The organism is Hymenobacter sp. (assembly GCF_035709525.1).
In the GTDB taxonomy this organism is placed as follows: Bacteria; Bacteroidota; Bacteroidia; order Cytophagales; family Hymenobacteraceae; genus Hymenobacter.
This window is the reverse complement of record NZ_DASTEP010000136.1, coordinates 1-21,209: the sequence shown is the minus strand read 5'-3', so window position 1 is coordinate 21,209 and position 21,209 is coordinate 1. Positions and strand designations below refer to the sequence as shown.

At 61.2% G+C, this 21,209-nt stretch carries 17 protein-coding genes; 12 read left to right on the top strand and 5 right to left on the bottom strand.

The genetic code is table 11. The features are described from left to right. Positions 1–56: 56 nt before the first annotated feature. Both cysK and VFO93_RS11800 read right to left on the bottom strand, forming a co-directional pair. On the bottom strand, positions 57–983 hold the full coding sequence (gene cysK / locus VFO93_RS11805) for a cysteine synthase A (protein WP_325134575.1): 927 nt from the start codon (positions 981–983) through the stop codon (positions 57–59). 105 nt (positions 984–1,088) lie between these two features. Further along, the gene (locus VFO93_RS11800) at positions 1,089–1,931 is read right to left on the bottom strand and encodes a serine acetyltransferase (RefSeq protein WP_325134574.1); all 843 of its coding nucleotides are present in this window, start codon (positions 1,929–1,931) and stop codon (positions 1,089–1,091) included. A 217-nt stretch (positions 1,932–2,148) separates the two neighbouring features. Between VFO93_RS11800 and VFO93_RS11795 the strand changes: the two genes are divergently transcribed. Then, positions 2,149–2,460 carry a cupin domain-containing protein gene (locus VFO93_RS11795; protein ID WP_325134573.1) on the top strand — a complete coding sequence of 104 codons (312 nt, stop codon included), beginning with the start codon at positions 2,149–2,151 and terminating at the stop codon, positions 2,458–2,460. An 86-nt stretch (positions 2,461–2,546) separates the two neighbouring features. On the opposite strand, the gene VFO93_RS11790 is transcribed toward VFO93_RS11795, so the two are convergent. After that, on the bottom strand, positions 2,547–3,530 hold the full coding sequence (locus VFO93_RS11790; protein WP_325134572.1) for a YheT family hydrolase: 984 nt from the start codon (positions 3,528–3,530) through the stop codon (positions 2,547–2,549). A 206-nt stretch (positions 3,531–3,736) separates the two neighbouring features. Between VFO93_RS11790 and rpsT the strand changes: the two genes are divergently transcribed. Then, on the top strand, positions 3,737–3,988 hold the full coding sequence (gene rpsT, locus VFO93_RS11785; protein ID WP_325134571.1) for a 30S ribosomal protein S20: 252 nt from the start codon (positions 3,737–3,739) through the stop codon (positions 3,986–3,988). A 166-nt stretch (positions 3,989–4,154) separates the two neighbouring features. Then, positions 4,155–5,672: a hypothetical protein gene (locus tag VFO93_RS11780; protein ID WP_325134570.1), complete on the top strand. Its 1,518-nt coding sequence runs from the start codon at positions 4,155–4,157 to the stop codon at positions 5,670–5,672. A gap of 169 nt (positions 5,673–5,841) precedes the next feature. Here VFO93_RS11780 and pyk read toward each other — a convergent pair whose 3' ends face one another. Then, entirely contained in the window at positions 5,842–7,284 is a 1,443-nt protein-coding gene (gene pyk / locus VFO93_RS11775) for a pyruvate kinase (RefSeq protein ID WP_325134569.1), read from the bottom strand. 17 nt (positions 7,285–7,301) lie between these two features. Continuing rightward, positions 7,302–7,727, bottom strand: a complete 426-nt coding sequence (locus VFO93_RS11770) for an IPExxxVDY family protein (protein ID WP_325134568.1) — start codon at positions 7,725–7,727, stop codon at positions 7,302–7,304. A gap of 176 nt (positions 7,728–7,903) precedes the next feature. Between VFO93_RS11770 and VFO93_RS11765 the strand changes: the two genes are divergently transcribed. From VFO93_RS11765 to nagB, 9 genes are all read left to right on the top strand, one after another. Then, complete coding sequence (locus VFO93_RS11765; protein ID WP_068229068.1) at positions 7,904–8,140, top strand: acyl carrier protein; 237 nt, start codon at positions 7,904–7,906, stop codon at positions 8,138–8,140. Positions 8,141–8,401: 261 nt separating this feature from the next. Further along, positions 8,402–9,658, top strand: coding sequence for a beta-ketoacyl-ACP synthase II (fabF, locus tag VFO93_RS11760; RefSeq protein WP_325134567.1), 1,257 nt, complete (start codon positions 8,402–8,404; stop codon positions 9,656–9,658). 156 nt (positions 9,659–9,814) lie between these two features. Beyond that, a complete protein-coding gene (rnc, locus tag VFO93_RS11755) occupies positions 9,815–10,549 on the top strand; it encodes a ribonuclease III (protein ID WP_325134566.1) in 735 nt (244 codons plus the stop codon). Between the two features lie 117 nt (positions 10,550–10,666). Further along, on the top strand, positions 10,667–12,598 hold the full coding sequence (nadE, locus tag VFO93_RS11750; protein WP_325134565.1) for an NAD(+) synthase: 1,932 nt from the start codon (positions 10,667–10,669) through the stop codon (positions 12,596–12,598). A gap of 105 nt (positions 12,599–12,703) precedes the next feature. After that, the gene (gene lgt / locus VFO93_RS11745; protein WP_325134564.1) at positions 12,704–13,711 is read left to right on the top strand and encodes a prolipoprotein diacylglyceryl transferase; all 1,008 of its coding nucleotides are present in this window, start codon (positions 12,704–12,706) and stop codon (positions 13,709–13,711) included. A 277-nt stretch (positions 13,712–13,988) separates the two neighbouring features. After that, positions 13,989–16,367 carry a glycoside hydrolase family 3 N-terminal domain-containing protein gene (locus tag VFO93_RS11740; RefSeq protein WP_325134563.1) on the top strand — a complete coding sequence of 793 codons (2,379 nt, stop codon included), beginning with the start codon at positions 13,989–13,991 and terminating at the stop codon, positions 16,365–16,367. Between the two features lie 144 nt (positions 16,368–16,511). Then, positions 16,512–17,567, top strand: coding sequence for a sialidase family protein (locus VFO93_RS11735; protein ID WP_325134562.1), 1,056 nt, complete (start codon positions 16,512–16,514; stop codon positions 17,565–17,567). Positions 17,568–17,823: 256 nt separating this feature from the next. Further along, entirely contained in the window at positions 17,824–19,074 is a 1,251-nt protein-coding gene (locus VFO93_RS11730; RefSeq protein WP_325134561.1) for an ROK family protein, read from the top strand. A 107-nt stretch (positions 19,075–19,181) separates the two neighbouring features. Then, the gene (nagB, locus tag VFO93_RS11725) at positions 19,182–21,125 is read left to right on the top strand and encodes a glucosamine-6-phosphate deaminase (RefSeq protein WP_325134560.1); all 1,944 of its coding nucleotides are present in this window, start codon (positions 19,182–19,184) and stop codon (positions 21,123–21,125) included. Positions 21,126–21,209 lie beyond the last annotated feature (84 nt).

Here is a 21,209-nt window from a genome sequence, read left to right as displayed (position 1 = left end):
GTCCGCGATTGTTGTGAGCGTACAGTCAAAACGCGGACTGCAAAGTCCGCGCAACCTTATACAAACAGCCCCTCGACCGACAAATACCGCTCGCCGGTATCGTAGCAGAAGGTTAGCACCTTGCCACCCTGCGGCACTTCACTCAGCTTTTTGGCCACCGCCGCCAGCGACGCGCCCGACGAGATGCCGCATAAAATGCCTTCCTCGGTAGCCGCGCGGCGGGCCATTTCGAATGCCTCGTCGCGGCTCACCTGAATGGTACCGTCCAGAATGTCAGTGTGCAGGTTCTCAGGGATAAAGCCCGCGCCGATGCCCTGAATAGGGTGCGGCCCCGGCGCGCCGCCGCTGATAACGGGCGACAACTCGGGCTCCACGGCGTAGGTTTTCATCTTGGGAAACAGCGGCTTGAGCACCTCGGTCACACCCGTGATGTGTCCGCCGGTGCCCACGCCGGTCACGTGCAGGTCGAAGCCGCCTTCGGGCGCATCGGCTAGGATTTCCTGGGCCGTAGTTTCGATATGGACTTGAATATTAGCGGGGTTTGAAAATTGCATGGGCATCCAGGCACCGGGCTCGCGGTCTACTAGTTCCTGGGCTTTGGCAATGGCGGCTTTCATACCGCCCTCGCGGGGCGTCAGCTCCAGGTGGGCACCGTAGGCCGACATCAGGCGGCGGCGCTCGATGCTCATGCTCTCGGGCATCACGAGCGTGAGCTTGTAGCCTTTCACGGCCGCTACCAGCGCCAAACCCACGCCGGTATTGCCCGAAGTGGGCTCGATAATGTGGCTGTCTTTGGTGAGGATGCCGTCTTTTTCGGCCTGCTCTATCATACTCAGCGCGATGCGGTCTTTGATGGAGCCGCCGGGGTTCTGGCGCTCTAGCTTCACCCACACTTCCACGTCGGGCCGCTCGGCGGCGAATAGCTTATTGAGTTTGACGAGCGGCGTGTGGCCGATAACGTCGAGAATGCTGTTAGCTTTCATTCTTTCGCTGTTAGCTAGCAGCTGTTGGCTGTTAGCTTTTTATTTTGGAGTGAAATAAAAGGCTAGTAGCTAACAGCCAACAGCTGCTAGCTAACAGCTTAAAACTTAAATAACGAACATCACTTCACCGGCCGGGTCATCCTGCCGGGCCATGTGCAGCTGGGCGCGGTGGTACACCCGCGAATGCGAAGGCACGCTCTCGGTCAGCCACACGTTGCCGCCGATGATGCTGCGCGTGCCGATAACCGTGTTGCCGCCCAGAATGGTAGCATTGGCATAAATGACCACGTGGTCTTCGATGGTGGGGTGGCGCTTGAGGCCCTGCTGGCTCTTGGCCACGCTCAGCGCCCCAAGCGTAACGCCCTGGTACACTTGCACGTGATTGCCAATGTGGGCCGTTTCGCCGATGACGATACCCGTGCCGTGGTCGATGCAGAAGGCCCGTCCGATGCGCGCGCCGGGATGGATGTCGATGCCCGTCTGGCGGTGGGCGTACTCGCTGAGCAGGCGCGGCAGGCGCGGCACGCCGCGCTGGTGCAGCGCGTGGGCCAGCCGGTATAGCGCCGTGGCATAAAATCCGGGATACGAGCTTATTACTTCAAACAAGCCCTGCGCGGCGGGGTCGGCGGCCAGGGTAGCGGCGGCGTCTTGCAACAGAGCTTCGTGCAGGTCGGGCAGCTGACCGAAAAGAGCCTGGGCTACCTCGGCGGGCGGGGCGGGTAGCGCGGGTACCAGTGCCAGCAGGGTAGTCAATTCGGCCTGAAGCTGGTGGAGCGTGGCGGCCACGACATCGGCGGTGGGCAGGCGCTGGGAGGCGCGCTCCGGAAAAAGGACGGCTAAAACGTGCTCGGCCAGGGCGCAGAAGGCCGGGCCGGGGAGGGCGGTGGGCACGGCCGCGTGGGCGTGCGCCAATTGCTCGGCGAAACGTTGGGCGACGGTGGTGGACACGGCAGAATCATGGAAAAAGAACTGAAACCGAGCGGCAAGTATAGCACGCAGGCCGCTCGCGTAAGAATTGAACCCCTTACCCGCCCGAAGGTTTGGCGCGGCCCACAACCGCCGCCCGCCGCCTTGCGTTAGCCTCCACGGTTCAAAGCGGCGTGGCACGCCGTTTTTTCTCGCATTCAAAAACTACGGAGTGCCACTCCGTGCTACATTTTTTCCAATGTCCGTTTCCAACGTAAACGCCAATAACGCGCCCGAGGGCAACCAAGGCGAAAAGCAACTGGCCGCCGGCCACCACGTAGCCCTGCGCCTCTGGGAAGACGAGCAGCCCGGCGAGCCCAAGCCCCTCAGTAACCGCCCCTACGAAACCGTGGGCTACGTGCTAAAAGGCCGCGCCGAGCTGCACCTCGAAGGCAAAGTAACTGTGCTGGAGCCCGGTACCTCCTACCTCGTGCCGCAGGGTGCCTCGCACACCTACAAAATTCTGGAAACCTTCTCGGCCGTGGAGGCTACCTCGCCCCCGGCTAAGTAGGTTGGCCAATGCGCGAATGAGTGAGGGGTGAATGAGTGAATAGAAAAGCAATTCACTCATTCACCCCTCACTCATTCGCGCATTGATTACCCCGGCACCACGCGGGTAAAAAAATCGACAGCCCGCCGCTCGGAATAGTAGCTGCCGCTGGGCGCGCCTTCGGCAAAGCCGACGTGGCCACCCGCCGCTGGCGTTTCTAAGAAGAAAAAATTGCTGGCCGCCGCCGTGGTGCGCGGGTAGCACGAAGGCGGCAAAAAAGGGTCGTTCAGCGCATTAACTAGCAGCGTAGGCACCCGAATAGCGGCCAAATACTGCCCCGAGGCCGCGTGCTCGTAGTAGGCATCGGCCGAGGCGAAGCCGTGCAGCGGCGCGGTATAGCGGTCGTCGAACTGCGGGAAGTCGCGCAGGGCTTCCAGGCCGACAAGGTCGAGCTGGCCGGGCAGGTGGGCAGCTTTCTCGCGCATTTTGTTGCGGAGCGAGGCCAGGAAGCGCCGCAGATACACCTGGTTTTGCCAGCGGCCGATGTGGTGCGAGCTGGCCTTGAGGTCGGTAGGCACCGAGAACACGGCCGCCCGCCGCACCTGCGGCGGCACCTTTTCCGGGGCTTCGCCCAGGTATTTCAGCGTTACGTTGCCACCCGCCGAAAAGCCCGTCAGGTAAATTTCCGGGTAGTTTTTCACCTCAATGGCGTGCTTTATGACGGCGGCCAAATCGCCGGTATCGCCGAGGTGGTAGGCGCGCAGTAGGCGGTTGGGCTCGCCGCCGCAGCCCCGGTAGTTCCAGGCCAGCGCATCGAAGCCGGCCTGGTTGAGTGCCCGCGCCATGCCGCGCACGTAGGGCCGGCCGCTGTCGCCCTCCAGCCCGTGCGAGATAATGCCGAGTTGCCGCGCTGGCGCGGGGTCGGCCAATGACCAGTCGAGGTCCACAAAATCGCCATCGGGCAACTCCAGGCGCTCGCGCTGGTAGCGCACCTCGGGCACCCGGCGTAGGGTGCTGGGCACGATGGTTTGCAGGTGGCCGTTAAATAAAAAAGCGGCCGGTCGGTGCGCCGACGAGGAAAGCAAGGGCATAAGGCAAGTGAATTTAGCCCCAACACGTGGCCAGCGCGTGAAGTTTGCGGCTAACGGCCAAACGCTGGGCGGCTTACGTGGGCCGCAGTCGGCTTTCCAAACTTTTTACTGGCACTTGGATATGCTAGTTATTCTGCTTACCTTTGCCCTCCCAAACGTGAAAACCGCAGCCCACCGGCTGTTTCCTATAGAATCTCTTTTTTGTCATGGCAAACCATAAGTCGGCTATCAAGCGCATCCGCAGCAACGAAGCGAAGCGCGTACTAAACCGTTACCAGCACAAGTCTACCCGCACGGCCGTTAAGAAGCTGCGTGGCACTACCGACAAAGCAGTAGCCCAGGAGCTGCTGAAAAAAGTATCGTCGATGCTGGACCGCCTGGCCAAGAAGAACATTATCCACAAAAACAAAGCTGCTAACAACAAAAGCAAGCTGACAAAGCTCGTTAACGCGCTCTAGCGCGAGACGAGCTCTAGCGGGGCCAAACTCTGCCGCCCCATCGTTTGGTCCCGCGCTCCTTACCAGCAAGCCCCGCCAAGTGCTGGCGGGGCTTGCTGCGTTTAGGCTTGGCAGGATAGGGTTTGGGCTATACCTTCACGGCTCATTCACCATTTTCTTTTCCAGCATGAAACATAAGTACTTGCTAGCCGCCTTTCTGGCGGGGGCGCTCGGGCAGCAGGCGCAAGCCCAAACTACGGCTTGGCGGCCCTTCCGGCCGGGCTTTGTGTACGGGTTCACTCAAAACCCTGGCACCGTATCTACCTATTCTATTCGCACACTGCGAGTAGATTCGGCTTATGCTACTGCCGCCGGCGACTCGGTTTACACGTTCAATCGCCTGCTGCGCGCTCCCAGCCCTTCCAGCAGCTACGCTGTCAAAAGCCGGAATAACCTATTTGGTGCCCGCTTGCGGTGGCAGCCCGGCACCAGCAATTACTACCTCGAAGCCAATGCCGAAGCGGCCACTGGCCAAGCCACGCCGGTGGCCCTACTCCTGCGCCCGCGCGCAGCGGTAGGCAGTACCTGGACGGCCAGCACCACGCCGGCGCTCACGGCCACGCTTAGCTCGCGCGTAGTCAGCCCGACTTCTGCTACCGACTCCATCGCCACTATCACCCTCAGCAACGGCCAGCAGTTCATCTTCAGCCGAGCCAATGGCCTAACCCAAGGGCCGCAGTGGCTTATGCTTAGCGCATCGGCTACTACGCTCGCTACGCAGTGGCGGCAGTTCAGCACACCTCAGCCTGGGCTGGGCGTATATGACCCGCGCACGCTGTTTAGCATGAATGTGGGCGATGAAATGGGATATATAGCGGAGGTTCCCTACCTATGGGGCTCGCTCCTGTGCAAATCGGGGTATCGCCTGCGGCGCGTCAGTTCGCGCGTCGTCACGGCTGACAGCTTGATTATCAGCTACCGGGAGCAGCGTCTTATCACTACCTATTCTACGCCCAACTGCGGAGGACAGCCCGGCACCGTGCTTTCTCCCGTACAAACCGGACGCTGGGCCTTTTCGCTGCGCACAGGTGCATCGCCACAATTCCCTTTTCTGGCTTTGCTAACGGGCGAATACCGCCCCTATTTGCCCGCGTCTGGTTTAGGTGGCCTGCTAGTAGGCAATAGCTATACGCTGGATTTTCCGGGGACTGCGTGCCTCAACTACGGGTCGCAACTCGCCTTTCTGGCCATGTACCCAATGAGTAACAATGCTAACCAATATATGGGGGGTATAGACGGCTTGGCAATAAATGAGTCCTATGATGTAGGTGCCAAAATGGGCCCTTATTATTTCCAAGATGCTTACAATAACAAGCTAAGCTATTTCCGCAAGGCTGGCGTAGCCTGCGGCTCGCCCATCAACTTCAGCACGCTCCTCCCCTCCCGCGCCGCCGAGGCCGCCGCAGCCGCCACGCTGCACCCCAACCCCGCCGCCGAGGCCGCCACGCTCACCCTGGCCGCCCCTACCCGGCCCGGCACCGTGCTCACGCTCACCGACGCCCTAGGCCGCCGCGTGTGGAGCCGCGAGGTAGCCGCCGGCCAAACCAGCCTGCCCATCGCGCTAGGCGGGCAGCCGGCCGGCCTGTATCTGGTGCAGCTGGCAGCGCCCGGTGCCGCGCCTCTCACGTGGAAACTTAATCACTGATTAGCACGAATTTTAGCGGATTTCACGGATTTTGTAGACGCAAAAAAGGCCACCCTGTTGGGTGGCCTTTTTAGTTTAATTTTAATCTTCGCAAAACCAGCGGTAGCACCAAACAGAAATCGCCTACAAAATCCGCGAAATCCGCTAAAATTCGTGCTAATCAGTGATTTTAGGCGACGCTCACTTTCACCATGTTCGAGCGGCCCTTGTCGGTAATCGGCAGGGTGGCGGTGTTGATGAACACGTCGCCTTTCTGCAAATTGCCCGTCGTGAGCAGCACCGAGCGCAGGTCGGCAATGGTGCTGTCGGTGCTGATGAAGCGGTCGTAGTAGAAGCAGCGCACGCCCCACACCAGGCTCAGCACGGTGAGCATGTTGCGGTCGTCGGTGAAGATAAAGATGTCGGCTTTGGGGCGGTACTTGGCAATTTGGAAGGCCGTGTAGCCGCGGTGCGACATGCCGGTAATCACCTTAGCGCCAGTATTCTTGGCCAAGTGGCAGGCAGCCGACAGCACGCTGTCGACCATAAAGTTGGGCGACGTGGCATCGACCGGCCACCACTTATGGAACAGCTTGGGGCTGCGGCTTTCCACGCTCTTGATGGTGCCCACCATCGAGCGGATAACCTCGGCCGGGTACTGGCCCACGGCGGTTTCGGCCGAAAGCATCACCGCGTCGGCCCCGTCGATAACGGCGTTGGCTACGTCGCTGGTTTCGGCGCGCGTCGGGCGCGGGGCCGTTATCATCGATTCCATCATCTGGGTGGCTACAATGACGGGCTTGCCGGCCTTGTTGCACTTCTCGATAATCATTTTCTGGGCCATCGGCACCTCTTCCATCTTCACCTCCACGCCGAGGTCGCCGCGGGCCACCATCACGGCATCGGTGAGGGCGATGATTTCGTCGATGTTGCGCAGGCCGTCGGGCGTTTCAATTTTGGCGATTACCCGCGTCGTCTTTCCCGATTCGGCAATGATGTTTTTGATAAACCGGATGTCCTCGGCGCGGCGGGCAAAGCTCAGCGCCACCCAGTCCACGTCGTTTTCGAGGCCAAACTTCAGGTCCTCAATGTCTTTCTCGGTCATGCTCGGGGCCGAAACTTCCGAGTCGGGCAGGTTGATGCCCTTGCGGGGCTTCACGATGCCGCCGTAAATAACTTCGCACTGCACCTCCTTTTCGCGGTCGGTAGCGAGCACGCGCAGCTCCAGCTTGCCATCATCGAGCAGGATGCTGTCGCCGGGCTTCACGTCGCGCGGCAAGCCCAGGTAGATGGTCGCCAGGCGAGTAGCCGTGCTGATTTCCTTCTCACCGGCCACAATCGTGATTTTGTCGCCGGGCTTGATTTCAACCTGCCCGCCTTCTACCTCACCGAGGCGAATTTTCGGCCCCTGCAAGTCTTGCAGCAAGCCCACGTTGGTGCGCAGGTCCTTGTTGAGGCGGCGCACCGTGTTGATTACCGACAAATGCTCCTCGTGCGCGCCGTGCGAAAAGTTGAGGCGAAACACGTCCACCCCCTCGCGGATGAGCATCGCGAGGCGGTCGTAGGTGTTGGAAGCGGGGCCCACGGTGGCCACGATTTTGGTTTTGTTGAACGATACGGGTGTCGGTTCCATGTAGAAAAGCAGCGCGTTTAAAAAAAGAAATTCTCCTTGTATTTCAGCTCGTTGGGGTCTATTTCGCTGGCGTAGCGCACGGGTGCCAGCGCCGTGAGGCGGTCGAGCAGCTCGGTGCCGGCCAGCTCGTCGGCCCCGCCTACTACTTGCAGCAAGTAGTCGTATTCGTGGATATCGGGCGCAAAAAATGGCTTGGGCAGCGCCGAAGGCGGCAGCGCCCGGTTGCGCAGCAGCCGCAAAGTAAGCGATTCGGTGCCGTAGAGGTAGTAGCTAAAGGCCAGCGGGCCCTGCTGCACGAGGTTCAGCACAAAATCGGGCTGCCGCACCAGGCGCAGCCGCAGGCCCCGGCTGAGCGCCCACGCCACGGTGTAGTCGGGCACCCCCGATACGAGGCCGAATAGCGCGAAGTCGCAGTCATACTCAGCGTCCAGGGTCAGGGTCATAGTCGGCAGCGGCGGGCAGCGGCGAAGCGCAAAGCTACGGCTTTCGGCGGCGCGGCAGCGCCGGGCTAAAACCGGCCGGCCAAAATCTTGTACGCTCCGTGAAAAGCCGATTCGCGGCGTGTATAGGAAAAGTAACGTTACTTTGCAGTCAAGTTTCCCCTTAACCCACGACTGCAATGTCTGAAATCGCCGAAAAAGTAAAAGCCATTATTATCGACAAGCTGGGCGTTGAAGCCTCGGAAGTAACTCCGGAAGCCAGCTTCACCAACGACCTAGGTGCCGACTCGCTCGACACCGTGGAGCTAATCATGGAGTTCGAAAAAGAATTCAACGTGAGCATTCCCGACGACCAGGCTGAAAACATTCAGACTGTGGGCCAAGCCGTTAGCTACCTCGAAGAGCACGCTAAGTAAGACCGCAGATTCAAACGTATTTTTAGGATTTAACGGATACGCCCGGCTGCGCCGGGCTGACTAAGCTGGTTTTTCCGGCGTACTATTCCTGAGGTTCGTTTGGCTGCTTTGCTGGCACTAGCTACAGTTTCCTTTTAAAACCGGCCGGCGCACTGCCGGCCGGTTTTGCGGTTTAAGCCCGTTTCTGTCGCCCGCGTAGTCAGCCCGGCGCAGCCGGGCGTATCTGCGAAATCCTAAAAATCCGTTTAAATCTGCGATTTTATGTCGTCCATTCGCCGCGTTGTTGTCACTGGTATTGGGGCCATTACCCCCCTGGGCAGCACTGCCCCCGCCTATTGGGAAGGGCTGAAAAATGGGGTAAGCGGAGCCGCCCCCATCACGCGCTTCGACGCGACCAAGTTTAAAACGCGCTTTGCCTGCGAGGTAAAGAACTATAACCCTCTCGATTACTTCGAGCGCAAGCAAGGGCCGAAGATGGACTTGTTTACGCAGTTTGCCGTTATCGCGTCCGACGAGGCCATTGCCGACGCAGGCCTGCTGACCGGCAACGTCGACAAAGACCGGGTGGGCGTGATTTGGGGCTCGGGCATTGGCGGCCTGAAATCGCTACAGGAAGAATGCTTCCAGTTTGAGCGCGGCGACGGCACCCCGCGCTACTCGCCTTTCTTCATTCCGCGCATGATTGCCGACTCGTCGTCGGGCAACATTTCCATCAAAAACGGCTTCCGCGGGCCCAACTACGTCACGACTTCGGCCTGCGCCTCGTCCAACGACGCCATCATCGCGGCTTTCAACAACATCCGCCTCGGCCTGGCCGACGTTATCGTGACCGGCGGCTCCGAAGCGGCCATCACCGAGTCGGGCGTGGGCGGCTTCAACGCCTTGAAAGCCATGAGCGAGCGCAACGACGACCCCGCCGCCGCCTCGCGCCCCTACGACAAAGACCGCGACGGCTTTGTGCTGGGCGAAGGCTCGGGCGCGCTGGTGCTCGAAGAGTACGAGCACGCCAAGGCGCGCGGCGCCAAAATCTACTGCGAGCTCATCGGCGGCGGCATGTCGTCGGATGCGTACCACATCACGGCCCCCGACCCCAGCGGCTCGGGCGTAGTGCTGGTCATGAAAAACGCGCTCCGCGATGCCGGCATTCGGCCCGAGGAGGTCGATTATATCAACACCCACGGCACGAGCACGCCGCTCGGCGACGGGGCCGAGGTGAAGGCCATCGAAACCGTATTTGGCGAGCACGCCGCCAAGCTCAACATCTCCTCGACCAAGAGCATGACCGGCCACTTGCTGGGCGGCGCGGGCGGCATCGAGGCGGTGGCCTCAATTATGGCCATTCAGCACGGCATCATTCCGCCCACCATCAACCTGCACACGCCCGACCCGGAGATTAATCAGGCACTGAATTTTACGCCCAACGTAGCGCAAGAGCGCCCGGTAAACGTGGCCGTGAGCAACACCTTCGGCTTCGGTGGGCACAACACCACAGTAGTTTTCCGCCGCCTGGCCGACTAGCTTAGCCTTGTTTAAATACGTCATGCTGAACGCAGTGAAGCATCTCGCGTGGCGCAGTAATCTCCATCGTATTGAGGTTAGTGCGCTACGCGAGATGCTTCACTGCGTTCAGCATGACACTGTATAATTAACTTACCTACTAAACAGCTAACCAGTATGCCCTTACCACTTTTTGGCTTGTTTCGGCGGCTGCTGGGCAGCGACAAGCAGTTTCGGCAGGCCGTGGCCACGGTTATCGGCCAGGACCCCGGCAATGCGCGGCTCTACCAGCTGGCCTTCACGCACTCCTCGGTGGTGCGGGGCGAGCCCGGCGCGGGCCGCCACCAAAGCAACGAACGGCTGGAGTTTCTGGGCGATGCCGTGCTGGGCACGGTCGTGGCCGAGTACCTGTTCAAGAAGTACCCCTACGAACAGGAAGGCTTCCTGACCGAAACCCGCTCGCGCATCGTCAACCGCGAGAGCCTGAACGCCATTGCCTTAAAGATAGGCCTCGACAAGCTGGTGCAGCTCGACTCGGCCCAAACCCGCGTGGCCCGCTCGCGCTCGGTGAATGGCAACGCGCTGGAGGCGCTGGTCGGGGCCGTGTACCTCGACCTGGGCTACAAGGCCGCCCGCAAATTTGTGCTGAAAGGCTTGATTAAGCCTTTCGTAGATGTCGCGGCGCTCACAACCACTACATCCAACTACAAAAGCAAGCTCATCGAGTGGGCGCAGCGCAACGGCAAGGCCGTGCGCTACGACATCAGCGGCGAGCCCCGCTCGGGCGGCGTGATGGAGTTTACGGCCACTGTGCTGCTTAATGATGAAGTGGTAGCCACGGGCATGGGTTTGAATAAAAAACAGGCTGAGCAATTGGCGGCCGAGCGAGCGCTGACGGCGTTGGGAGTATAGCGCGGCGAGGTAACGGCTTGGTAGGCTAGAGAACCGGGATGAAGCGATATTTTTGAACATTCATAAGAATGGGCAAGTATTTCACTCACCTGTTCACAAGTTCACCCTTCGCCTACTATGCGTCTTGCCGGTGCCGCCCTCAACCAGATTCCCTTCGACTGGAATCATAACATCCAGAATATCAGCACTGCCATCGAGCAGGCCAAAGCGGCGGGCGTGGAGCTGCTGTGCTTGCCCGAGCTGTGCTTGACGGGCTACAACTGCGAAGACCTGTTTCTGAGCGACTGGCTGCCGGCGGCGGCGATGATGCACTTGCAGAAAATCCGGCCGCTCACGCAGGGCATTTGCGTGGTAGTGGGCGTGCCGGTGCGGCTGCACCACTACACCTACAACACGGCCGCCGTGCTGCGCGACGGCGAGATACTAGGCTTTGCGGCCAAGCAGTTTCTGGCCAACGACGGGGTGCATTACGAAACGCGCTTTTTCGTGTCGTGGCCAGCGGGGCAGCAGACTACCGTAGAGTACGAGGGCGAAAGCTGGCCGCTGGGCGACCTTACTTTCGAGCACAAGGGCGTGCGCTTCGGCTTTGAAATATGCGAAGATGCCTGGCGGCCCGACGACGTGCGGCCCGCCTGCCGGCTGCGCGGCAAGGTCGAGTTGATAATCAACCCCTCGGCCAGCCACTTTGCCATGAGCAAGACCGACGTGCGCTACAAGCTGGTGCTCAACTCGTCGCGCAAGTTTGAATGCACCTACCTCTACGCCAACCTGCTGGGCAACGAGGCCGGCCGCACCATCTACGACGGCGAAATCTTGGTGGCGCGCAACGGCCACTTACTGAAGCGCAACCAGCTGCTGAGCTTCAAAGAAGTGGACATGGAATGGGTCGACGTGGACTTCAGCGAACCGCTCGAAGTAGCCGACGCCATCGTGGACCTACCCGAGCCCGACGAGTACCGCGAGCTCAACCAAGCCATGAGCCTGGGCCTCTTCGACTACCTGCGCAAGGCGCGCAGCCGGGGCTTCGTGCTGAGCCTGAGCGGCGGGGCCGACTCGTGCTTTTGCGCCGTGGCCGTGGCCGAAATGGTGCGCCTGGGCGTGGAGGAACTGGGCGAAGATGAATTCAAGCGCCGTAGCGGGGCTTTTGACGAAGCTAAAAAAGTAGTGACGCAAGCCGGCGCGGGCGGCAAAGCCCACCAAAAAGCCGACGACGTAGACAATCCGACCGAGCCCGAAAACCAGAAACCAGAAACCAGAAACCAGCAGCTCGTAAACCACCTGCTTACCTGCGCCTACCAGGGCACGGTCAATTCCTCCGACGACACCTTTAACTCGGCCAAAGACCTGGCTGACAGCATCGGAGCGCGTTTTTTTGACTGGACGATAGACGAAGAGGTGACCGGCTACGTAGGCAAAATCGAGCACGCCCTGGGCCGCGAACTCACTTGGCAAACCGATGACCTGGCCCTGCAAAACATTCAGGCGCGGGTGCGCGCCCCCGGCATCTGGCTGCTGGCCAACGTGCAAAACTGCCTGCTCATCACGACCAGCAACCGCTCGGAGGCCAGCGTGGGCTACTGCACCATGGACGGCGACACGGCGGGCAGCATCTCCCCCATCGCGGGCGTGGACAAAGATTTCGTCAAAAAATGGCTGCGCTGGGCCCAAACCGCCCTCGGCTACGAAGGCCTGCGCCACGTGAACGCCCTGCAACCCACCGCCGAGCTGCGCCCCCTGGCCGACAAGCAAACCGACGAGCGCGACCTCATGCCCTACGTGCTGCTCAACCGCATTGAGCGGCTGGCCTTCTACGACCGCCTTTCGCCCGCCGCCGTGCTGGCCCAGCTCGTGGCCGAAGAGCCTAACCACGAGCCCGAGCAACTGCGCGCCTACGTCAAGCGCTTCTACCAGCTCTGGAGCCGCAACCAGTGGAAGCGCGAGCGCTACGCGCCCAGCTTCCACCTCGATGATTATAACGTGGACCCGCGCTCGTGGCTGCGCTTCCCGATTTTGAGCGGCGGCTTTAGCGAGGAGCTGGCCGGGCTGTAAGCTGTCATGCTGACGAAGGAAGCATCTTATCACACCAGAATTAGTAATCTCACCGTGATAAGATGCTTCCTTCGCCAGCATGACGGATACCCTACCTTTGCCCGCATGACTGCACTGCTCGCCTACGTTCCCTGGAACGTCTCCCCCATCATCGCCGAAATCGGGCCGCTGCTGCTGCGCTGGTACGGCGTACTCTTTGCCCTGGGCTTCGTTATCGGTTCGTTTGTGCTCACGCACATCTACAAGGAAGAGGGCGTGCGGCCGTACTGGGTCGATGTCATTACCTTTTACATGGTGGTGGGCACGGTGCTGGGCGCGCGGCTCGGGCACGTGTTTTTCTACGATTGGGATAAGTACAAAGACAACCTCTGGGACATCTTCAAAATCTGGGAAGGCGGGCTGGCCTCGCACGGCGCCACCATCGGTATTCTGCTGGCGGTCTTCCTATTTAGCCGGCGCAATAAGTTCGACTATCTCTGGGTGCTCGACCGCATCGTGATAGTAGTGGCCATCGGGGGCGCGTGCATCCGCATCGGCAATCTGATGAATTCCGAAATCGTGGGCAAGCCCACCGATGTGCCGTGGGCCTTCGTGTTCCCGCGCGATACCGAGCACTTGCAGCCCGCCACGCACCCGCTGCCCGCCGGCGCGGTGCAGGTAGCCGCCCAGCCCGTAACGTACGCCGATGGCTCGGCGGGCTACCGCCTGCTGCCCGCTGGCACGCCCGTAGCGCCCGACTCGCCGATGGCCGTACCGCGCCACCCCACCCAGATTTACGAGTCGCTGTTTTGCCTCTTCTTGCTGGCGCTGCTTTATGGCCTCTGGAACAAGTACAAGCAGCGCACGCCCCGCGGGCTGCTGTTTGGGTTGTTCGTGGTGCTGCTGTTCACCTTCCGCATCCTAGTCGAGTTCCTGAAAGAAAACCAGGTGAGCGACGAAACGGGCATCATCGCGCAGTATCACCTCAATATCGGGCAGCTGCTCAGCATCCCCTTCATTATCATTGGCTTATGGGTACTGCTGCGCGCCGGCAAAGACCCACAAAACCCCTACGGCTACGCCCCGCGCGACTTGGCCGACGAGGAAGCGGCCGCCGCTGCGGCCAAGGCTTAGCCATGTAATCGGCCGAAAAAGGCTCGCTGCATCGTGCAGCGAGCCTTTTTTTGTGGCGAAGCCGAGAGGTTTTTACCGACGTTTGCGTCGTGCGGCTGCGCTATTCGGGCGGGCTGCCGTCACTGCCACCAACAGGCCGATAAGCTGAAGGGGCCGTTCGCGCATCCTACATTAGCGCGGGCCAAGCGCGGAAGCTTTGCGCGACCAGACTCGTTGCCGTGCGCAAAACCTGCGCTTACCAGCCTACCCATTTTTCCCCTACGCTACTGCCTGCCGCATGGTCAATCGCTTACTCCTCGGGCTGTGCCTGCTCGCCACCGCCGCCACGGCCCAGCCCGGCCGGCCGCTCTACCAAAACCCCACCGCCCCCACCGACGCCCGCGTGCAAGACCTGCTGGCCCGCATGACGGTAGAAGAAAAAGTGGGCCAGCTCTCGACGCTGCTGGGCTGGGAGATGTACCAGAAAAAAGGGCAAAAGGTCGGCATCAGCCCGGCCTATAAAAAGGCGGTGGACGAGCGCCACATCGGGGCGCTGTGGGCCACCTTGCGGGCCGACCCCTGGACCAAGAAAACCCTGACCACCGGCCTCAACCCCCAGCAAGCTGCCGAGGCCACCAACGCCTTGCAGCGCTACGTGGTGGAGCACACGCGGCTGCACATTCCGCTGCTGCTGGCCGAAGAGTGCCCGCACGGCCACATGGCCATCGGTACCACGGTGTTTCCGACATCCATTGGGCAAAGCAGCACCTGGGACCCGGCCCTGATTGGGCGCATGGCGGCGGCCATTGCCCAGGAGGCGCGGGTGCAGGGCGCGCACATCGGCTATGGCCCGGTGCTGGATTTGGCCCGCGAGCCGCGCTGGTCGCGCGTGGAAGAAACCTACGGCGAAGACCCCGTGCTCAACGGCCAGATGGGCGTGGCGATGGTGCAGGGCTTCCAAGGCAGCAGCCTCAAAAGCGGGCGCAACGTGGTCTCGACCCTCAAGCACTTCACGGCCTACGGCGTGCCCGAGGGCGGCCACAACGGCGGTAGCATCAGCACCGGCCCGCGCGAGCTGTACCAGAGCTTTCTGCCGCCGTTTCGGGCGGCGGTGAAGGCCGGGGCGCAGTCGATTATGACGGCCTACAACTCCATCGACGGCGTGCCGTGCTCGGCCAATAAATTTTTACTGACCGACCTGCTGCGCCAGCAATGGGGCTTCCGGGGCTTCACGGTGTCGGATTTGGGCAGCATCTCGGGCTTGGCCAATAACCACCACGTAGCCGCCACGCCCGCCGAGGCGGCGGCGCTGGCCATCAATGCCGGCCTCGACGACGACCTGAGCGGCTACGGCTACGACAAGGAGCTGCTGGCCGCCGTGCAGCAAAAGCTGGTGGCGCCCGAGGTGCTCGACCGGGCCGTGGGCCGCGTGCTGCGGGTGAAGTTCGAAATGGGCTTGTTTGAAAACCCCTACGTGGACCCGCGCCAAGCCGCTAAACAAGTACAAACCCCGGCCACCGTGCAGCTGGCCCGGCAGGTAGCCCAGGAGTCCATCGTGCTGCTGAAAAACGAGCAGAACCTGCTGCCCCTGGCCAAAACCCTGCAACGTATCGCCGTCATCGGCCCCAACGCCGACAACATCTACAATCAGCTCGGCGACTACACCGCGCCCCAGCCCGAAAGCAACGTGGTAACGGTGCTCGAAGGCATCCGGGCTAAAATGCCGGGCGCGCAGGTTGCCTATGCGAAGGGCTGCGCCATTCGGGATACCGCCAGCGCCAACATCGCCGAGGCCGTGGCCGCCGCCCGGCAGGCGCAGGTAGCCGTAGTGGTACTCGGCGGCTCCAGCGCCCGCGATTTTAGAACCGAGTACCAAAGCACCGGGGCCGCCACCGTGCAGGCGGGCGGCGGGCCGGCCGTCAGCGACATGGAAAGCGGCGAGGGCTACGACCGGGCTACGCTCGATTTACTGGGCAAACAGCAGGAATTGCTGAAAGCCGTGGTGGCCACCGGCACGCCGGTAGTGGTAGTGCTCATCAAAGGCCGGCCGCTGAACCTCAACTGGATGGCCGCCCACGTGCCCGCCCTGCTCGATGCCTGGTACCCCGGCCAGGAGGGCGGCCACGCCGTGGCCGACGTGCTCTTTGGTGATTACAACCCCGCCGGCCGCCTACCCATCTCGGTGCCCAAAAGCGTGGGCCAGCTGCCGGTGTACTACAACGCCAGGCGCCCCGCCCCGCACGACTACGTAGAGGTCGACAACAAGCCACTCTACGCCTTCGGCCACGGCCTGAGTTACAGTAAGTTCGCCTACGCCAACCTGCGCGCCGACGTGACCGAAAGCGCGGGCGCGGTGCGGGTGAAGGTGCGCTTCACCGTGAAAAACACCAGCAACCGGGCCGGCGAGGAAGTAGCCCAGCTGTATCTGCGCGACGAAGTCAGTTCCGTGGTCACGCCCGACAAGCAGCTCCGCAAATTTCAGCGGCTCGCGCTGCAAGCGGGCGAGCAACGCGAAGTGGTTTTTAACTTGAATGCGGAGGATTTGATGCTACTTAATACCAGCCTGAAATGGGTGGTAGAGCCCGGCGCTTTCACCGCTATGGTTGGCGCGTCATCGGAGGATATTCGGCTGAGCGCACCGTTTAGCGTGGCGCAGCCGGTGGAGGTGGCGCAGTGATTGGCAGGTTGAAGCCTGGGCAATTCTCTGTCATTGCGAGCGCAGCGAAGCAATCGCACCTGTTGAGCCGCACTATTCAGGTTCCGTTCGGGTGCGATTGCTTCGCTGCGCTCGCAATGACAGGCGTTTTTTAAGCTGAACAATATGAAACCCACTCTCCTCCTCACAGCTACCCTAACCTTGGCGGCCAGCACCGCCGCCCTGGCCCAAACCACCTGGACCGTCGCCACGCAAGAGCTACTATTCAAAAACCCGCCCTTCCAGCAGTGTCACGCCTCGACGCTGGTCGAAACCCCGAAAGGCAAGCTGCTGGTAGCCTGCTTTGGCGGCACGCAGGAGAGCGCCAAGGACGTATCCATCTGGCTTTCTGACCTTAGCAAACAAGGCGCTACGCCGCCGCAGCGCGTGGCCGATGGCGTAGTGAGCGATACGCTGCGCTACCCGGCCTGGAACCCGGTGCTATTCAAGGAGCGCGGGGGCCAACTGTTTTTGTTTTATAAAGTGGGGCCGAACCCGCGCGAGTGGTGGGGCATGGTGCAAACCTCGGCCGATGCTGGCCGCACGTGGTCGGCCCCGCGCCGGCTGCCGCCCGGCGTGCTCGGCCCCATCAAAAACAAGCCGGTGCAGCTTGCCAACGGCACCATCCTGGCGCCGTCGAGCGTGGAGGAAGCGGGCGGGCACTGGACTATTCACCTCGAAAAATCGACCGACCGGGGCCAGACCTGGCAGGTGCAGCCCATCGACAACACCTCGCCGCTCGACGTGATTCAGCCCAGCGTGCTGGTGTATCCGGCGGGCCGGCTCCAGCTGCTGTGCCGCAGCAAGCAGGGCCGCATCGTGCAAACGTGGTCGGCCGACAACGGGGCGACCTGGGATAAGCTGTCGCAAACCACGCTACTCAACCCCAACTCCGGCACCGACGCCGTGACGCTGCGCAACGGCACGCAGCTACTGGTATACAACCCCGCCCTGCCGGGCAAAGACTGGTTTAACGGCCGCAGCGAGCTGCGCGTGGCCCAATCGACCGACGGCCAGACTTGGCGCGACGTGGCCATGCTCGAACACGGCTCGACCGAAGAGTACAGCTACCCCGCCATCATTCAGGCGCAGGATGGGCGGGTGCATATCACTTATACTTTTAACCGGCAGAACATCAAGCACGTAGTGCTACAGCAAGGTGCTGAGCGAGCGAAGAAGTAGGGTTTTTGGAACATCCAAAACTATTTATCATGCCGAACGCAGGGAAGCATCTCTATCGCTTCTCTGCTAAGCCTTCCAACGATGCGGTAAAGATGCTTCCCTGCGTTCAGCATGACAGACGCTCAGCATAACGAACACTAGTGGTTTTTCTATTTTTTTACCATTGCAAAGCCACTTTTCTAAAAATTTAACAAAAGTTTTTTGGACTTATAAGAAAAACTAGATTTATTTACATCGAATTTAGCGCCGCCTCACCATGAGTTCGTTATTAGCCTTGGAGGAAGCTTACCTGGCCCGGCTCAATAATGTGGAGCGGCGGCAGCACATGCAGAAGCTCAAGCTGGTGAAGCACTTGTATGTGAAGGGAGCCAAGACAAACGCGGACATTTGCAACCGCTTCGGCATCAGCTCGCCCACGTCCATTGCCATGCTTAATGAACTGGTGGCCGAAGGACTAGTCGAAAAGCAGGGCCGCGGCAAGTCGCTGGGTGGGCGCAAGCCCGAGCTGTACGGGCTCTGCGACGGGTCGCTGTTCGTGCTCAGCATTCACATCGAACAGCTGAAGACGCGGGTAGCCATCTTTGATAATAACAATCATATTATCAGCGGCGTACATACGTTTCACATTGAGGCTACGAAAGACCGGAGCGCGCTGACGCAAATCTGCGGGCACGCGCAGGCGCTGCTGCACGCCTCGGGCATCGAGCTGAAAAAGCTGGTGGGCGTGGGCATCAGTATGCCGGGACTGGTGGCCTCGAAGGAGGGCAACAATTACACCTACCTGCTCGCGCCCAACGAGCCCACCTCGCTGCAACAGACACTGGAACAGCAGTTTGGCAAGCCGGTTTTTATTCAGAACGACGCCAAGAGCGCGGCGCTGGCCGAGTACCGCTTTGGGCTGGCGCACGGCCGGCGCGACGTGCTGGTGCTGTCCATGGACTGGGGCATCGGCATGGGCATCATCCTGGATGGCAAGCTGCGCGGTGGCGCGTCGGGCTTCGCGGGCGAGTTCGGGCACATTCCGCTGGTAGAGGGCGGGGCGCTGTGCCACTGCGGCAAGCGCGGCTGCCTCGAAACGGTGGCCTCGGGCAGCGCCCTCGTGCGGCTGGCCAAGGCCGGCTTAGAAGCCGGCGAAAACACGCTGCTCAGCCAGCTACCGGCCACCGAGCTGGCGGAGCTAACGCCCGAGCGGGTGTACGAGGCCGCCCACGCGGGCGACCAGTTTGCCATTCATCTACTGGCCGAGGTGGGCACCAACCTGGGCAAGGGCATCGCCATCCTCACGCAGCTCTTCAACCCCGAGCTGATTATTCTGGGCGGCGAGATAGCGCAGGTCAGGCAGTTTATCTTGCCCGCTATTCAGCAGGCTATCAATACCTACTGCATGGCCCAGCTGCGCGAAAAAACCAGTCTGGTCGTGTCCGAGCTGGGGGCCAATGCGGTGGTGCTGGGCTCGGTGGCTACGGTGATGGAGAACATCTTCGAGAGCTATCTGGAGCTGGCCTGACTCTTTTTAACTTGTTTGTTTCGAAGCTACTATCTGACTTGTTTACTTGTTTTTGCCCGTTGCCTTAAACGATTTAGCATTTTCTGTCACCTGCTTAGCCTTGCCTCATGCAGAACGTTTCGCTACCCCTCATGACCCGCCTCAACCTCCTGGAGGAAACCCGCTTTGAAAAGCTGCCGGTGACCGTGTACCGCGACAAGCAAGTGGCTTCGGCCAAGGTAGCCGGGCGCATCGCCGCCCTCATCCGCGACAAGCAGCAGCGCGGCGAGCAAGCCGTGCTGGGTTTGGCCACCGGAGCCACGCCGGTGGGCGTGTACGAAGAGCTGGTGCGGATGCACCGCGAAGAAGGCCTGAGCTTTCACAACGTGGTGACGTTCAATCTGGATGAGTATTACCCGATGCCGCCTACCTCGGCGCAAAGCTACGTCACGTTCATGCACGAAAACCTGTTCGACCACATCGACATCGAGCCGGGCAACATTCACATCCCCGACGGCACGGTGGCCCCGGAGGACGTGGCGGCCTTCTGCCTCAACTACGAGCGGCAGATTGAGGAAGCGGGCGGGCTGGATTTGCAGGTGCTGGGCATCGGGCGCACGGGCCACGTGGGCTTCAACGAGCCGGGCTCGGCCCCCAACTCGGGCACGCGCCTAGTAACGCTCGACGACCTGACGCGGCGCGACGCCTCGCGCGACTTCGGGGGCAAGGAAAACGTGCCCCGCAAGGCCATTACGATGGGCATCGGCACCATTTTCCAGGCCCGCGAAATCGTGCTGATGGCCTGGAGTGGCAAGAAAGCCTCCATCGTGAAGAAGGCCGTGGAGGGCGAGGTATCGGGCGAGGTACCGGCTACTTACTTGCAACTAGCCGATAACGTGGAGTTTGTGCTGGACGAAGACGCGGCGGCCGAGCTCACGCGCTTCGACAAGCCCTGGCTGGTGAAGGACTGCGTGTGGGACGAGCAGCTGATTAAGAAGGCCGTCATCTGGCTGTCCAACACGCTGGGCAAGCCGATTCTGAAGCTGACCGACGAGGACTACAACGCCCACGGCATGGCCCAGTTGGTGACCGAACGCGGCCCGGCGTATACCATCAACATCCACATATTCAACCTTCTCCAGCATACCATCACGGGCTGGCCGGGCGGCAAGCCGGGGGCCGACGACTCGCAGCGCCCCGAGCGGGCGCTGCCGGCCCAGAAGCGCGTTATCATCTTCTCGCCGCACCCCGACGACGACGTGATTTCGATGGGTGGCACCTTTATCCGCCTCATCGACCAGGGGCACGATGTACACGTGGCCTACCAGACCTCGGGCAACACGGCCGTGTGGGACGACGACGTACTGCGCTACGTGGAGTTTGCCATCGACCTCGAAACCAGCCTGGGCCGCGATGCCAGCCGCTTGCAAGGCGTGTACGAAGACATGCGGCAGTTTATCCAGCAGAAACAGCCCAACCAGGTTGACACGCAGGAGATTCGCAACGTGAAGGGCTTCATTCGTAAGAGCGAGGCCATTGCGGGGGCGCGCTACGCGGGCCTGGCCGACGACCACATTCACTTCCAGGCGCTGCCTTTCTACGAGTCGGGTAAGACGGCCAAGAACACGGTTACGGACAAGGACATTGAGCTGACGATGGCGCTTTTACAGCAGGTGCAGCCGCACCAGTTGTTCGTGGCTGGCGACTTTGCCGACCCTAATGGCACGCACCTCGTCTGCTTCCACATCGTGACCGAGGCGCTACGCCGCCTGCGCGCTACCGAAGCCTGGGTCGAAGACTGCTGGGTGTGGATGTACCGCGGCGCGTGGCACGAGTTTAAGCCCTACGAAATCGAAATGGCCGTGCCGCTCTCGCCGCAGGAGGTGCTGCGCAAGCGCAACGCCATTTTCAAGCACCAGAGCCAGAAGGACACGCCGGTGTTTCCGGGCGACGATGCCCGCGAGTTTTGGGTGCGCGCCGAGCACCGCAACCGCGAAACCGCCCAGCAATACGACCGCCTGGGCATGGCGAATTACGAGGCGATGGAAGCGTTTGTGCGGTGGCGGTTTTAGGCGTATTACCCCACCCCCGGCCCCTCCCCTCCGGGAGAGGGGAGCCGACCGCAAGCCAACGTCATTCCTTCGTTAGGCTCCCCT

What these genes read in the sequence shown, in the direction of transcription:
- cysK (WP_325134575.1), bottom strand. Translation starts at nt 983, where the DNA reads ATGAAAGCTAACAGCATTCTCGACGTTATCGGCCACACGCCGCTCGTC.
- VFO93_RS11795 (WP_325134573.1), top strand. Translation starts at nt 2,149, where the DNA reads ATGTCCGTTTCCAACGTAAACGCCAATAACGCGCCCGAGGGCAACCAA.
- VFO93_RS11790 (WP_325134572.1), bottom strand. Translation starts at nt 3,530, where the DNA reads ATGCCCTTGCTTTCCTCGTCGGCGCACCGACCGGCCGCTTTTTTATTT.
- rpsT (WP_325134571.1), top strand. Translation starts at nt 3,737, where the DNA reads ATGGCAAACCATAAGTCGGCTATCAAGCGCATCCGCAGCAACGAAGCG.
- VFO93_RS11780 (WP_325134570.1), top strand. Translation starts at nt 4,155, where the DNA reads ATGAAACATAAGTACTTGCTAGCCGCCTTTCTGGCGGGGGCGCTCGGG.
- pyk (WP_325134569.1), bottom strand. Translation starts at nt 7,284, where the DNA reads ATGGAACCGACACCCGTATCGTTCAACAAAACCAAAATCGTGGCCACC.
- VFO93_RS11770 (WP_325134568.1), bottom strand. Translation starts at nt 7,727, where the DNA reads ATGACCCTGACCCTGGACGCTGAGTATGACTGCGACTTCGCGCTATTC.
- VFO93_RS11765 (WP_068229068.1), top strand. Translation starts at nt 7,904, where the DNA reads ATGTCTGAAATCGCCGAAAAAGTAAAAGCCATTATTATCGACAAGCTG.
- fabF (WP_325134567.1), top strand. Translation starts at nt 8,402, where the DNA reads ATGTCGTCCATTCGCCGCGTTGTTGTCACTGGTATTGGGGCCATTACC.
- rnc (WP_325134566.1), top strand. Translation starts at nt 9,815, where the DNA reads ATGCCCTTACCACTTTTTGGCTTGTTTCGGCGGCTGCTGGGCAGCGAC.
- nadE (WP_325134565.1), top strand. Translation starts at nt 10,667, where the DNA reads ATGCGTCTTGCCGGTGCCGCCCTCAACCAGATTCCCTTCGACTGGAAT.
- lgt (WP_325134564.1), top strand. Translation starts at nt 12,704, where the DNA reads ATGACTGCACTGCTCGCCTACGTTCCCTGGAACGTCTCCCCCATCATC.
- VFO93_RS11740 (WP_325134563.1), top strand. Translation starts at nt 13,989, where the DNA reads ATGGTCAATCGCTTACTCCTCGGGCTGTGCCTGCTCGCCACCGCCGCC.
- VFO93_RS11735 (WP_325134562.1), top strand. Translation starts at nt 16,512, where the DNA reads ATGAAACCCACTCTCCTCCTCACAGCTACCCTAACCTTGGCGGCCAGC.
- VFO93_RS11730 (WP_325134561.1), top strand. Translation starts at nt 17,824, where the DNA reads ATGAGTTCGTTATTAGCCTTGGAGGAAGCTTACCTGGCCCGGCTCAAT.
- nagB (WP_325134560.1), top strand. Translation starts at nt 19,182, where the DNA reads ATGCAGAACGTTTCGCTACCCCTCATGACCCGCCTCAACCTCCTGGAG.